This window comes from Snodgrassella communis (genome assembly GCF_914768045.1).
Taxonomy (GTDB): Bacteria; Pseudomonadota; Gammaproteobacteria; order Burkholderiales; family Neisseriaceae; genus Snodgrassella; species Snodgrassella communis.
Window position 1 is genome coordinate 176,467 of sequence record NZ_CAJZCD010000001.1, and the last position, 14,318, is coordinate 190,784.

11 protein-coding genes are annotated in these 14,318 nt (G+C 44.8%); all 11 read right to left on the reverse strand.

What is annotated here, in order from left to right; translation table 11 throughout:
* Window positions 1-4: 4 nt before the first annotated feature.
* Entirely contained in the window at window positions 5-1,291 is a 1,287-nt protein-coding gene (locus MJ761_RS00750; protein WP_093091103.1) for a F390 synthetase-related protein, read from the reverse strand.
* A complete protein-coding gene (locus tag MJ761_RS00755; protein ID WP_093091105.1) occupies window positions 1,291-2,094 on the reverse strand; it encodes an MBL fold metallo-hydrolase in 804 nt (267 codons plus the stop codon). The genes MJ761_RS00750 and MJ761_RS00755 overlap by 1 nt, the downstream gene beginning before the upstream one ends.
* A 1-nt stretch (window position 2,095) precedes the next feature.
* Window positions 2,096-3,103, reverse strand: a complete 1,008-nt coding sequence (locus MJ761_RS00760) for an NAD-dependent epimerase/dehydratase family protein (RefSeq protein ID WP_093091107.1) — start codon at window positions 3,101-3,103, stop codon at window positions 2,096-2,098.
* Window positions 3,100-4,113, reverse strand: a complete 1,014-nt coding sequence (locus tag MJ761_RS00765) for a 3-oxoacyl-[acyl-carrier-protein] synthase III C-terminal domain-containing protein (protein ID WP_239392828.1) — start codon at window positions 4,111-4,113, stop codon at window positions 3,100-3,102. The genes MJ761_RS00760 and MJ761_RS00765 overlap by 4 nt, the downstream gene beginning before the upstream one ends.
* Window positions 4,114-4,286: 173 nt before the next feature.
* Window positions 4,287-5,390, reverse strand: coding sequence for an EVE domain-containing protein (locus MJ761_RS00770; protein WP_093091109.1), 1,104 nt, complete (start codon window positions 5,388-5,390; stop codon window positions 4,287-4,289).
* A gap of 546 nt (window positions 5,391-5,936) precedes the next feature.
* Window positions 5,937-6,866, reverse strand: a complete 930-nt coding sequence (locus MJ761_RS00775) for a formate dehydrogenase accessory protein FdhE (RefSeq protein WP_093091111.1) — start codon at window positions 6,864-6,866, stop codon at window positions 5,937-5,939.
* Between the two features lie 251 nt (window positions 6,867-7,117).
* Entirely contained in the window at window positions 7,118-8,443 is a 1,326-nt protein-coding gene (locus MJ761_RS00780; RefSeq protein WP_093091113.1) for a cation:dicarboxylate symporter family transporter, read from the reverse strand.
* 100 nt (window positions 8,444-8,543) lie between these two features.
* Entirely contained in the window at window positions 8,544-9,344 is an 801-nt protein-coding gene (gene fdhD, locus MJ761_RS00785; RefSeq protein WP_093091115.1) for a formate dehydrogenase accessory sulfurtransferase FdhD, read from the reverse strand.
* 144 nt (window positions 9,345-9,488) lie between these two features.
* Entirely contained in the window at window positions 9,489-10,148 is a 660-nt protein-coding gene (locus MJ761_RS00790) for a formate dehydrogenase subunit gamma (protein ID WP_037490658.1), read from the reverse strand.
* Window positions 10,148-11,062 carry a formate dehydrogenase subunit beta gene (gene fdxH, locus MJ761_RS00795; RefSeq protein ID WP_093091117.1) on the reverse strand — a complete coding sequence of 305 codons (915 nt, stop codon included), beginning with the start codon at window positions 11,060-11,062 and terminating at the stop codon, window positions 10,148-10,150. The genes MJ761_RS00790 and fdxH overlap by 1 nt, the downstream gene beginning before the upstream one ends.
* Before the next feature lie 12 nt (window positions 11,063-11,074).
* Window positions 11,075-14,182, reverse strand: a complete 3,108-nt coding sequence (gene fdnG / locus MJ761_RS00800) for a formate dehydrogenase-N subunit alpha (RefSeq protein ID WP_093091119.1) — start codon at window positions 14,180-14,182, stop codon at window positions 11,075-11,077.
* Window positions 14,183-14,318: the final 136 nt, after the last annotated feature.

Genomic DNA, 14,318 nt, shown 5'->3' on the forward strand with positions numbered 1-14,318 from the left:
TGCATTAGCTACCTCGCTGACGAATAATTCGCCGTCTTTTTTGCGCAAATTCATTTGGTAATGCCGTAACAGGTGTCAGCTTCCATGTTAACTGTTCAACATCTGCACCTTGTTGAATGAAATGATCATTTAATGCTTGTTGACACTGGCTTAACTGCGCCTTGCTACAGCATCCCACCAGCTCAATGCAATGATCGGTATGCTGAATCAGGCGGTAATCGCTGGTTAATGGCAAAGTATTGGCAATCACCCGACTGCAATAATCAGCAAAAATAGTTAATGGATTGCCATATTGATCGGTTAGCAGTAGCTGATCATCGCATCGCCCTTCAATATGAGAAATCGCCATCCCTTGCCGCCCACATTGGCAAGGAGTAGAACGGCGAACTAAAATATCATCCAATTGATAACGGACGATAGGCTGCGTTTCACGGGTAAAATCGGTAATAAGCGGCGTAAATCGATTCTCATCTATCCACTGTGGTTCGATATAAATAAACTCTTCATTTAAATGTAGCGTTCCCAGTGGACAGGTGGCAGCAAGAAAACCTTCTGTGGCTTGATAAACTTCCGCCACCTGCTTAAATGCCTGTTTCAGCAGCTTTTTATCTTGCTCCTCAAGCACTTCTGCGGCTGATATCACTAAAACCGGATCGGCAGCTAACTGGCCGTTAAGCTTTTCTGTGGCCAAGGCGCGCAGTACCTGCGCAGGCGCCACAATAATGGTGGGTTGATATTCATTAAGTGATTGAATTTGATTCTTAAAATTATCAAACAAACCATAAAAACGAAAGGTCAGTCTGTTACTATTGGTGCTATGATAAAGGTGATTATCGGCTCTTAAAAACAGGGCAACGCGTTCTTTTGTCCATAGACCCCGCGGTAACATTTTCGCCAGTATGCCGCCTGCCCATATCTGTTGCTCTTTCGGGCTAACCACAAATAGCCCGCGTTGCCCTGAGGTACCCGAGGATAACCCCACACTAAATTTGCCCATTTTGGCGCTAAAATCGCGCCGTTGTTCGCTTTGTTGGGCGAGTGCCAATAAGGAATGGCAATTCAGGTGCGCGGTATTCATTTGATCAAAATGCGCCATCATTAGCTGTTTGTTCATTAAAGGCCATGTTTCAAATGGCCGATTAATAAACTGCCTAAAATACGGGCTTTTGGTTAATACACGCTGTTTAAATTTTTCTAATTGTTTCAACTGATATGCTTCAAGATCAGCGCGTTGTTTAAATGTTAAGCGTTTCGTACGCCAATAATACCAAAGTATTTTTAGTAACCTCATTATTCACCCTCATGGCTTAAATAAATGGTAACGTTTGGCTGATACGAAAGTTGGTGCAGCTGCATAAGAGTTTGCTTATAGGCACGCGGATCGGCCATAATCAGCTGCGTCAAGCGCGAGGGTTGTTTTAACTCTTGATAATTATCTTTAACCCATGCAGCATCACTGGCTAACAGCGTCCAACCTTCATCTGTCAAAATAAACGCGCCAATATGACCGGCAGCATGACCTGGCAGCGGGACTAAAATCACCTGTTTCTTGCTATTGGGTAAAATATAGCCATGAGTAAAAGGCGATAATTCAGGTGCCAGCGTGCATCGCTCGAACTGCTCTAAAAAACTGACTCGCTGTTCAAAATCAACCGGAATAAGATCCTGCACAAAACCTTGCTTAAGGGCAAAAAATCCTCGCAAAGGTTTAACCGTTTGCCAACCTTGCTGTGAGCAGATAAAGCGGCTATGGATAAAATCTTTTAATCCAGCAATATGGTCCCCATGAAAATGCGAAATAATCACATGCTGTATACTGGCCAGCTCAATCCCCAACGCGGCAAATTGCGCTTTTAATGATTCACCCTGTTTCAGATAAACCGGTGTGGTTTTTTGATAAAGTTTAAAGATGCCCGATTGAGTATAGCGTTGAAAATATTCGGCATAACCGGTATCCCATAGCCAGCGATAGCCATCAACCTCAATCAGCCATGCCCGTGCCGGAAACTGACAGACATGAAATCCGGCACCGCGCATAGCCATACAAGCAATATGAGTACAATATCCGGCTTTAAAAGGAATAATTTTCGCCATCTCAGACTAACCCATTTTGTTGTAACCAGCGTGCCGTCAGCTCAATGCTTTCACTGAGATGATAAAGCGGTTGGTAACCCAAACGTTCTATCGCTTGTTTCTGGCTTAAGGTCATATCAAAATACAAACTACCAACGCTATAACGGGTTAAAGCAGGTTCTTGATGAGTTAAAGTGGCTACGCTTTCAAGCGTGGTCGCAATACCATAAAGCAAGCGATAAGGTAGCGCACGCACTTTATAATCGATATGCAGCTGATCACTTAACAACGCCTTTAATAACTGATTAAGCTGGCACGGTTGTTGATTAGTTATATTAAAGACCTCGCCCGATTGGAGCGTTTGCTTGGTTGAGGCCAAAAATAACGCATACACCACATTTAGCACAAAAGTGAGATCAAGATAGGCTTTACCCCCTGCCGGTAAATATAACACGCCACCAGTGCGCTTTAATAACGTCAGCATACGCGGCATAATCACCCGATCATGTGGCCCAAAAATGCCACGCGGTCTTAATAGCAGGTAAACCGTGCCCGGATAGCGTGTCACACATCCCTGAATGCGCTGTTCAGCCTGATATTTACTATCAGCATAATGATTAGCAAACCGTTGAGCGCAGTAATCTTCAGGAATATCGTGATGGGATTTAAAATCAAAATAGATCGACGGAGTTGAGACATGGATAAAGCGCTCAATCCCAAGCTGACCTGCCATATCGGCTAAACGTGAAGTCACCGCAACATTGGCCTGATAAAACCATTCATACTTACCCCAAGGGGATGATAATGCCGCACAATGCCAAACCACATCACAATCATTAAGTAATTGGCGGTATTCGCTATCTGTTGCCGTGACTAAATCAAGTTCAGTAAATCTTGCTCCCAGCGCAATAAGCTGCTGCCCTACCTCACCATTGCGACCTGTGGCATGTACCTGATAACCTTGTGTCAGTAACCACTCTACCGCATTACGACCCAGGCCACTGGTCGCACCAGTTACTAAAAACCTCATGGCAATAAAATCATTCCACCTAGGGTTAGCCCCGCGGCGGTACCAATTAACATGACCGGTTTACCCGGATTAAAGCGTTGAGTGATTACCGCTTCATGCAATGCACTAGGAATCGAAGCCGCCACTTGATTACCGCGAAAGCGATAAATATCAATCAAGGCGTCACTTGCCACATTAAGCCGTTTACGCATATGTTCCAGCGATAAATGACTGGCTTGATGAGGAATAACCGTAGCAATATCAGCAAGCGTTAAACCGGCTTGATTTAATAAACGGGCTAAATAAGGCTCAATTAATGACGATGCCAATCTGAATAGTGGCTTGCCTTGCATATGGAAAAGACAATCGCTTTCATCCATGCCAGTTCTCAGATTGCGACGGCTACCGCCACCGCGGATTTCGCACAGATCGATACCATCAGTATGCGTTTCTAATAAACAAGAAAGAATACCGCTGCGTCCATCTCCCTGTTCGACAATCGCACAAGCGGCGCCATCCCCAAAGATTAATGAGGATTCTTCGTCTTGCCAGTTTAAACCCCGTGAAGCCAAATCCGCCGAAACAATGGCAATGCGTCGATAAGCTCCGGTATTCAATAGCCCGGCAGCCACCTGTAACGCACTGATAAAACTGACGCAACTAACATTCACATCCAAGCTAGCAATGGTTTTGGGCAGTGAGCTGGCCTTTAAAATATGCGCTGCCGTATAAGGCAAAGCTTGAACAGGGAGTGCGCACGCTGAAATTAATAAATCAATGGATTGTGCAGCAATATCACAGCGATTCAGCGCATCATCAATCGCTTTGGCGGCCAAATCAGCTTGCTGTAACTGATGATCAGCATGATAACGATAGAGGATACCTGAACGCTTAAGCGAATAACCTATCGGTTTATTCAGTTTTTTATCTAATTCTGTGGCCTCAAGCTTATCCGGTGGTAATGCCACGCCAGTTGCAATAATTTTTATAGGAACTAGCGTTTTGATTGGTATTTCATTGTCATTAAACAAAAGAGATACTCCATAGGCTATCTGGTATCAATTATTATAGTCCACTATGTAATTTTAATAAATCTTTTTAAATTACAGGATAAAAGCAAATAAAAATTAACCATTTAAAATATTATTGATTAGATTTATTTGCCTAATGATGATAAAAAAGTAAAATCAGTTAAAAATAAATTTTATTCTTCATGCTCCGTATAATCCTCTAATACCGCATCGGTCATACGGTCTAAATGTTTAACTTTGCTCAGTGCTTTTAAATTGCGGTAGGGAATATAGCTGCAACGCTCCGATAATGGCCCGCTTTCCAGTAACGAAAATACCGGGCGGCGGATTTCTTGAAACACCTTTTCCTGCCGGCTATCTGGCGCAACAATATGTAGTTTAATATTCATATTGGGTTGTAAGGCAAGTAAATCCGCCATGCGTAAAATACCAGAATACACCGAAGTAGTATGTTCGACTTCAAACGCGCGCGTAATAGCACGCCCTTTTAACCAAATCACATCGATTTGTTCAATAGTGCTTAAAGTGGTTTCATCATAATTAAGCGGTAATTTTTCTAATAATGCTTCAGTGCCTTTTTTCCACTCTTTTAATACACGGCTACGATCCGCTTTCGGTAGCCAGATCTTCATTCCCATACAGGCACCAATCTGGGCAAGTAACGCCTGCATTTTGAACGATTCGCGCACCTCTGGGTTTTGGGTTGGCACATCATCATCGACCAGCTCGCCATCAGTGGGCACTGATACCTTAACTACTTTATCGGTTCGGTTTACCGTATGGTTTTTTAATTTCTTTTGATCCTGCTCATTTAGGGGATAATCAGTGGCGATGTCATGTTGCTGTAATAGACAGTGCATTAATAACTTGCCATCTTTTTCATTGATTTTATTTAAACTATTACGCAGCAATCCAGTCCAACCCTTACTGTTTTTCTCAATGCCTTGGGTAAAAGAAAGATGTTGCCATATTTGATCAGTATAAATAGGAATGGCTTGGGTTAATGGTAACCACACCTTAACCCGAACATGAAAGCGAATCATAAACGGATCATCCGCAGGTAAAAAAAGTGGCGTACTATCTTCATAAGGACCATCAACCACCTCAAGCAGACCACACCAGCGAGATAGTCGAGTAAGATAACAAACAAAAATATCGCCGGCTTTGATTTTTTCGGCTAATGATTTTTGCCGCACGCGGAAACCGGCTACCGTTTTATCTGAATGGGTAAAAGCTTGGTATGTTTCCGGTGAAAAGATGTTGGTATAGTAAGCCATAAATAGTAATCCGCTTTGAATTAACCTTATTTCTGATTGTTCCGTTTTATTTTAAATTGATGAGCTAAATTGTTGTTTAATATCCCTAGTCCAAGATGAAAACTACTCAGTCATAGCGCATTTTCCCCTTATTGAGACCCACACCCACGCTAAAAACCGGTAAATCATTTATTGTTACAGGATTTATCTACCTCCTGAAAATAGTAGTGGAAATGATATATGGCATTAATCATAAATAATTGATTGTATGCGTTTCCTGCATAAGCATATCTTATCTGTACTGCGGTAACACACTCCTTTTGAGCACAATTCAGGGATAACAGATATTTGGGCTTATCTGCAAGGAGATATAATATTTTTGTTTGCTATGGGTACTGTTAACAATACTTTTATTCCAAGCATAATAGGAAAAGAGTTGATTGCGCTAAAAAGATTTCTCCAGCCTTGTCATTGCAGCTACCCATTTACTCAGTCTCAAGGTTATTTATGCATTAAAGCTGTTTAGCTGCTGATTTTTAATCTAAGCCAAACAGCTTCCGGTTAATTTTAATGTCTGGGTACTTTACCCATGAGTAAAAACGGATTGGCACCACCGCGATGCCAACCGTCTTCGCTTAGCAGTATATCCAATGATAAAGAGGCTAAATCATCGGCAATCGGGTCGGCATACTGCTGTTTGGCCAGACGAAAGCGCTTGCGATAGGCATGGCAGCTCGGACAGCATTCAGCTTCGGCACCAGACAAGACGCCATCACTGGCCTGTTCGATGCGATGTACACCTAAATCGCGGCTGTTATCACAGAAGCTGCACCGCGCGCGTACGCTATGCCAGCGGCTGTTACACACACCACAGCACAGATAGCGCAGCCCTTCAAGTTCACCATGTCCGATTATCACCGCACCTACGGCATCAGTACCACAGCATGGGCAGAATCCGAGTTCAGACAATGGTTTTACTGCTGTAGCTGCTAAATTCAGCGCAGCATGGGTATAGATAATCTGCACTACAGCGTTTACCCAAATCTGATAATCCTGCTGCGCCACGCCGAGCTGCTGGTTTAATGCTTGCTGGCACAACTGGCTGCGTTCTTCGCTGTCAAGCTGCAATAATTCTTTCCATACCTGTGCGGCTGTTGGTGTCAATTGCTGTTGCAGTAGAGCGTGTAAATTCGTAAACAGGCGGCCAGTTAAATCGTGATTAGCTGTTAATAAAGCCGGAGTAAGCGGAAATTCAGCCGTATCGTCTGACGGCAGCACCCATGCAGCTTGTGCACAGCGCTCCAGCAAGGTTTGCTGGGCATGACATATAGCAGCAAGAAGCTGTAAATATGGCTGCCAGTCGCTGCTGTCTTCTGCGGCCAGTTCACTCAGGCGCAATGCACGCTGGCTGAAGATATCGGTCTGAGGCTGCTGCCAGAATGGGATATGAAAAAATTCCTGTGCCTGTATGGCTTCTGGTGTTGCTTGTGTTTTCATGTATCTATGCTATCTGATAGTGGTTACTCATGATGATGCGATTGTGCTGATACCATTATCAATGATTAAAATAACTGAGTTTAACTAAAATTATGCATTCTGTCTGGATTTGCTGGCGGTTATTTTTGCTGTGCTGCTGCAAGAGATGACGGTGATATCTGCAGCCAAGCACTTTATACAAACGAATAAGTTAACTGCGGGCAATAAAAAAGGTTCAGATTTTTCTGAACCTTTTTATCAGCATCAATCATTTATTTGATACCAAGGGATTTCTCGTATTCTCGCGCTTTTTCATCGTCAAAATCATGTTCCCAGCGTGAGATCACCAGTGAAGCCAGTGCATTACCGATTACATTCACTACGGTACGTCCCATATCCAGAATACGGTCGATACCTAGAATAAAGCCCAAGCCTTCCAGCGGGATGGATGTGGTAGCCAATGTAGCAGACAATACCAGAAATGATACTCCGGGCACGCCGGCAATACCTTTGGATGCCACCATCAGGGTAATTACAATCATTACCTGATCTGTAACAGACAAGGGAATACCGTATAGCTGTGCCAGAAAGATAACGGCAATACTCTGATACAGGGTAGAACCATCCAGATTGAATGAGTAGCCAGTAGGAATCACAAAGCTGGTAATGGATTTCGGCGCACCATATGCTTCCATTTTCTCAATCATTTTTGGCAGTGCGGTTTCAGAACTGGAAGTTGAGAAAGCAACAATCAGCTCGTCTTTGAGAATCTTGATGATGGTAAAAATGTTGAAGCGGCAGATATAGGCCACGCCACCCAGAATCACCAGTGTAAACACCACCATCGCCAGATAAACGATGAGTATGAGTTTCATCAGCGGAATCAGTGAGCCAAAACCAAATTTGCTGATGGTTACGGTCATCAGACCAAACACCCCGATCGGCGCATAGCGCATAATCATATTGGTGATTTTAAACATCACATCGGAGATGACTTTCAGAAAATCTGAAAAGAACAGGCGCTGGTTATCAGGCAGTTTGGTTAAACCCAGACCAAAGAATACACAGAAAAAGATTACCGGCAGGATTTCACCTGAGCTGAGCGAGTCAAAGATGTTATGTGGAATCATATCCAGAATCATCACAACCAGACCATGCGGTTTCTCGGCCAGTGTCTCGCTTTTCTGTACATACTGGGCAACGCTGCTGTGTTGCAGATTGGAAATATCAATGCCGCTACCGGGATGGAACAGGTTACCAAAGAGCAGACCCACACCTATGGCAACGGTAGTAATAATCTCAAAGTACAGAATGGTTTTACCACCCAGTCTGCCCAGACTTTTGGAATTGCCCAGCCCAGCAATCCCCAGTGTCAGGGTACTGAGGATAATAGGCAGTACTATCATTTTAATCAGGCGGATAAAAATATCGCCCATTGGCTGTAATACATTAACTACCCATGATTGATAGGTTTTGTAGTACGGATGTGACGGATCTGCAAAGGTATGCAGATACAATCCTACTACTACACCCATGATCAATGCAAAGAGAATTTGCCAGGCCAAATTACGGCTATATCGTTTGATTATCGATAACATAGTCGTCCTTACTTTAATTGGTAATTTAGTTCTTATTCAAGCTAACAAGCAAAACAAAAACAATAGAGTATACCCTACTATTTCTTGTTTTATATATGCGTTAAGGATGAAAATATTGAGGATGGGTATAAATTACTTGGCGATTATAGCGCGCAAAACCCACCAGCGTGATATTAGCCTTGTGAGCTAAATCAATGGCATAGGTAGTAGGCGCAGATACGGCCACGATACACCCAATACCGGTTATTGCTGATTTCATTACCATTTCAAAACTAGCGCGACTGGACAATACCACAAAACCCTGCTTCCAATCCACTTTTGTACGCAATCCCCAGCCAATAAGTTTGTCTAAAGCATTGTGCCGGCCGATGTCTTCACGTACGGTTACAATCCTGCCAAACATGTCTGCCCACACCACACCGTGAACGGAACCGGTTTGCGCCCGCAACTGCTGACATTGGTTAAAATCAGTCAAAACTTGCCCGATTATACTAAAATTTATATGATCTGTACGTAATACTGGTTTTAATTCTGGTTGTACTGCTGCCAGACTATCAATGCCACACAAACCGCAGCCGGTGCGCCCGCTCATCTGGCGACGACGGCTTTTAAGACGGCTGAAAGCAGCGCTGGCCAGTTCAATCTCAACCATAATGCCATGCTGATGTTCACTGACTTCAATGGCATAAATCTGCTCTGCATTTTCAATAATACCCTCACTCAGGCTAAAACCCAGCGCCAGTTCAGTAATATTTGCAGGGGTAGCCATGAGTACAACATGGGATATACCATTATAAACGAGAGCTACTGGGATTTCGGCACTGATATTGTCACTGGTACTGCTGCACTGTCCGGCTTGTGCCACCCAGACTGTACGGCTTTGTGCGGGTGTATGATTCATGAGATTTCTTTGCCTGTATACAGGCAGTAACGGGGGGATAGACAATCCTGAACAGAAATCAGGACTAAAAGAAAGATATTAGTTTTACTGTCTGTATGGCGACAATAGCCATACAGACAGGATTACCAGATATTACCGGCAGGATTACTCGTTGGTCTGTGAACCAGAATTCTGTTGAGTTCTGGCTTCTTTTTTGGCCATCATTTCCCGATACCAGCGCGGATGGTGTTTTTTCGCCCATTCCTGAGTGACTACCCCTTCTACCATAGCCGGAATGGTACCTTTAATCCACAATGCGGCATAAACATGAATGATGATGCCAACAATCAGCAGAATAGCAGAAGCAGAATGTACCAGCAAGGCGATACGCACTACCCAGATAGGGAAATAACCGGAGAAATATTGCCGCCATGCTATCAGGCCGCTGAGTAATAACAACGCCATGCTGATCGTCATCACCCAGAACATGATTTTCTGACCAGCATTGTATTTGCCGGTATCGCCAATTTCTCTGCCTACCAGTATATGCCTGATGCCTAATAGCCATTTTAGGTCGTCACGTTCAAAAAAGTTAAATTTAACGTAGCGGAAAAACTGGATAAAAAAGCCTAGGAACATCACGACACCGATAAACGGGTGCAGTATACGCGCCAGTTGCGGAGAACCGAACACTTCGGTTAACCAGAAGAAAGATGGATAGAAAAATCCCAGTCCTGAAATGGCCAGCAGTACAAAACAGCCTGCCACTACCCAGTGATTAAAACGTTCGGATTTTTTATAGCGCTGAAGTAACAATTTTTTCATTATGCGTCCCCTTTGTCCTTAAGGATTTCACCGTCGCGATTAAGAACCTGTTCTTCGTCATCATCGGGGCGATTCGGGCCAATGGTAATGTAGTGCAGCCAGCCTGCAAAAGCAGCAGTAGCAATACCAAAAGCAGCTATTGGTTTGAGCATACTTTTCCACAGTTTGACAGTGGTGCTGATACGCGGATTATCTGGTAAGCCGTGGTATAGGCTGGGTTTGTCGGCATGATGTAATACATACATGACATGGGTTCCCCCTACCCCCTGCGGGTCGTACAGCCCTGCTTGTTCAAAGCCACGCTGTTTCAAATCCTTAATGCGTTCACCCGCCAGACTTTTCATGTCTTCCTTGCTGCCAAAGTGGATAGCACCGGTAGGACAAGTTTTCACACAGGCCGGTTCCTGCCCGACAGCGACGCGGTCGGAGCATAAGGTACATTTATAGGCACGGTTGTCTTTTTTCGAGATGCGCGGGATATTGAACGGGCAGCCAGAAACACAGTAGCCGCAACCAATGCAATTTTCCTGATGGAAATCAACAATACCGTTTTCATATTGGATAATTGCTCCCGGTGATGGACAGGCTTTCAGACAGCCAGGATCGGCACAGTGCATACAGCCATCCTTGCGAATCAGCCACTCCAGTTTGCCGTATTCTTCGGTCTCGGAAAAGCGCATGACTGTCCAGCTATCAGCACTCAGGTCAATCGGGTTATCGTATACGCCATGATTGGTACCGACTTCGTCACGAATATCATTCCATTCAGAACACGCAGCCTGACAAGCCTTGCAGCCTATACAGGTAGAAACGTCAATCAGTTTGGCAATTTCAATCGGCTTGCGTGCCTGTGGCAGCGGCGTGAGCTGATTAGTGGCGGAACGACGTTTGATATCTAAAGATTGTAAAGCCATAATTTATTCCCCTCACGCTTTTTCGATATTACACAAAAAGGTTTTGTATTCTGGTGTCTGCGTATTGCAGTCACCAACAAATGGTGTGAGTGTATTGATGAGAAATTGTTTTTTCTCGCCAACATTTACCCAGCCACCATGCAGGGGAATACCAATCTGATGTACTGTCTGTCCGTTGATATCCAAAGGACGCAGACGTTTAGTGACTACGGCTTTGGCTTCCACCCAGCCGCGCTTGGTACTGATTTTAACGGTATCGCCTTTGGCAATATTTTTTTGTGCAGCCAGCTCCTCGCTGATTTCAACAAATTGTTCCGGCTGGGCAATCATCAGTAATTTCACTGATTTAGTCCAGAACTGGAAATGCTCAGTCAGGCGATAGGTGGTGCCGACGCAAGGAAATTCATTTTTGTCACCGATGCGTTCTTTAACACTGTCAAACAGACGCACTGCGGGTGTATTCAGCACTTTCGGGTAGAGCAGATTTTTACCCACCGGAGATTCTGTCGGTTCATAAAATGTCGGGAATGGACCATCTACCAGTTTTTTAGTACAGAACAGACGACCAACGCCCTCCTCGTTCATGATAAACGGATTCATATTGGTGTCAGGTGCCTGATCGGCCTTATAGTCGGCAACATCAGCGCCAATCCATTTACGGCCATCCCAGTGAATCAGTATCCTTTCCGGATCCCAGGCTTTACCTGCCGGGTCGCAAGAAGCTCGGTTATAGAGAATGCGGCGATTTGCTGGCCATGACCATGCCCAACCCGGGGTATTGCCCAGTCCGGCATTGCTGTTATCGCGCCGTGCCATCTGATTGCCGTTTTTAGTCCATGAACCAGCAAAAATCCAGCAGGCACAGGCAGTAGTACCATCATCGCGTAACTGAGCAAAGCCATCCAGTTGGCCGCCTTTGGGCACGATAATATTGCCCTGTTCGTCCTTGATATCTGCCAAAGCCCAGCCATTGGACTCCTGTGCCATTTCTTCCGGTGTAGGTGAATGCGGTACTTTATACGGCCAGCTCAGATTAAGAATCGGTTCGGGTGCTTTACCGCCCTCTTTTTCATACAATGCCTTGATACGCAAATGCAGCTCAGCCAGAATCTCAAGGTCGGCTTTGGCCTCTTCCGGTGCTTCGGCGCCGGCATAGTGCCATTGTAACCAGCGTGAAGAATTGACAATAGAACCGTTTTCTTCCGCAAAACAGGGCACTGGCAGACGGAATACAGTAGTTTGGATAGCAGATGGGTCTACATTATGCGCATCACCATGATTTTCCCAGAAAGTAGCTGTTTCTGTATTCAGCGGATCCATCACTACCATCCACTTGAGGCGTGAGAATGCTTCAACAATACGATTAGAATCAGGGAAAGAACCCATGGCATTAAAGCCCTGTACCAGCAGACCATGCATCTGTCCCTGATACATCATTTCTGCCATTTGCAGCACATCGTACATTTTGTCCCACTTTGGCAGCCAATCATAGCCCCAATCATTTTCTTTGGTAGCGTTATCACCAAAGAACCATTTGAGCAGGCTTACCATAAATTTGGGCGTGTTGTTCCAGTAATTAAGCTGTCCCGGGCGCAAGGCAGCCGGCGTCTGTACGTTTAAATAATCGGCAAAAGTAGGGTTTTTCTTTTCATTGGGCAGGCTCAGATAGCCCGGTAAATTGGTGGAAAGCAACCCCAGATCAGACAGCCCCTGAATATTGGAATGGCCACGCAGAGCATTGACACCACCTCCGGCCATGCCGATATTGCCAAGAATCAGCTGTATCATCGCCATGGTACGGATATTCTGCGAACCATAGGTATGCTGTGTCCAGCCAAGTGCATACAGAATCGTGCCAGCTTTGTTTTTTGCTGAAGTAGCTCCCAGTGCCTCACATACCAGCAGAAAATCCTTAATCGGTGTGCCGGTAATTTTATGCATCATTTCCGGTGTGTACTGAGCATAATGTCGTTTCATTACCTGCCAGACACAACGCGGATCTTCCAGAGTAGGATCTACTTTGGCATAGCCGTTTTCATCCAGCTCATATGTCCAGCTGGCATTATTGTAGACAGCACCACCTTTAGCACCTTTTGGCGCGGCTTCCGGAGCCATGCTGCCGTCTTCAGTGGTGTAATCAGCATGCCCTGAAAACAGACCTTCATGAAATCCATAACCCTCGGCCACAATAAAAGCAGCATTGGTATAGTTTTTAACATAATCCCATTGAACTTTATTGTTTTTAATCAGCCAGTTAATTACCGCACCAAGAAAAGCAATATCTGTACCGGAACGAATCGGCAGATAATGGTCGGCCACGGAGGCAGTACGGTTAAAACGCGGGTCACACACAATCAGCTTGGTGCCCTTCTGTTTTTTGGCTTCAATAACCCATTTAAAACCAACCGGATGCGCTTCGGCGGCATTACCGCCCATGACCAGAATAAAATCTGCATTCTGAATATCCGTCCAAGTGTTGGTCATGGCACCACGGCCGAATGTTGCAGCCAGCGCCGATACTGTTGGACCATGACAAACTCGTGCCTGCGAATCGGTGCCTACCAGCCCGAGCGAACGCATGAATTTCTGCGTCAGAATACCAGTTTCATTGGAGCTGGCAGAAGCACACAGCATCCCCAGACTTTCCAGCCGATTTACGGTAACACCATCTGCATTTTTTTCAATCAGGTTGGCATCCCGTTCGTCTTTAATCAGACGGGCAATGCGATCCAGAGCCTCATCCCAGCTAATGTCTTTCCATTCACTGCTGCCTGCTTCACGCACCTGCGGATGCAGCACCCGGTTCGGGCTGTTCACAAAGTCAATCAGAGAAGCGCCTTTGGGACAAAGGCTGCCGCGGCTAACCGGATGATCCGGATCTCCTTCAATATGAAAGATTTTCTTTTTGGCATTTTTCGCGCCGTCACCGAGGCTGTACAACAACGTACCACAACCCACTGAACAATATGTGCAATTATTGCGTGTTTCAGTTGCCCGTAATAATTTGTACTGGCGGACTTCAGCAAAAGCAGTGGCTGGTGCCATGCCCATGACTGCTAATCCTGTCGCGCCGGCACCAGCTGCGGTAACCTTGAAAAACTGGCGTCTTGTCAGGTTCATGTTTGATGGTTCCTAATGAAATTATTTTTATTTATTGCAGAGAATTTAATCTCTTACAGTTTACTAAATATGCTAGTAATTTTATTAATACTAACATTACACTCCATTATAATACTTTATTTGGACTCTTTATATT

Coding starts and splice junctions, on each gene's coding strand:
- MJ761_RS00750 (WP_093091103.1), bottom strand. CDS start 1,291: ATGAGGTTACTAAAAATACTTTGGTATTATTGGCGTACGAAACGCTTA.
- MJ761_RS00755 (WP_093091105.1), bottom strand. CDS start 2,094: ATGGCGAAAATTATTCCTTTTAAAGCCGGATATTGTACTCATATTGCT.
- MJ761_RS00760 (WP_093091107.1), bottom strand. CDS start 3,103: ATGAGGTTTTTAGTAACTGGTGCGACCAGTGGCCTGGGTCGTAATGCG.
- MJ761_RS00770 (WP_093091109.1), bottom strand. CDS start 5,390: ATGGCTTACTATACCAACATCTTTTCACCGGAAACATACCAAGCTTTT.
- MJ761_RS00775 (WP_093091111.1), bottom strand. CDS start 6,866: ATGAAAACACAAGCAACACCAGAAGCCATACAGGCACAGGAATTTTTT.
- MJ761_RS00780 (WP_093091113.1), bottom strand. CDS start 8,443: ATGTTATCGATAATCAAACGATATAGCCGTAATTTGGCCTGGCAAATT.
- fdhD (WP_093091115.1), bottom strand. CDS start 9,344: ATGAATCATACACCCGCACAAAGCCGTACAGTCTGGGTGGCACAAGCC.
- MJ761_RS00790 (WP_037490658.1), bottom strand. CDS start 10,148: ATGAAAAAATTGTTACTTCAGCGCTATAAAAAATCCGAACGTTTTAAT.
- fdxH (WP_093091117.1), bottom strand. CDS start 11,062: ATGGCTTTACAATCTTTAGATATCAAACGTCGTTCCGCCACTAATCAG.
- fdnG (WP_093091119.1), bottom strand. CDS start 14,182: ATGAACCTGACAAGACGCCAGTTTTTCAAGGTTACCGCAGCTGGTGCC.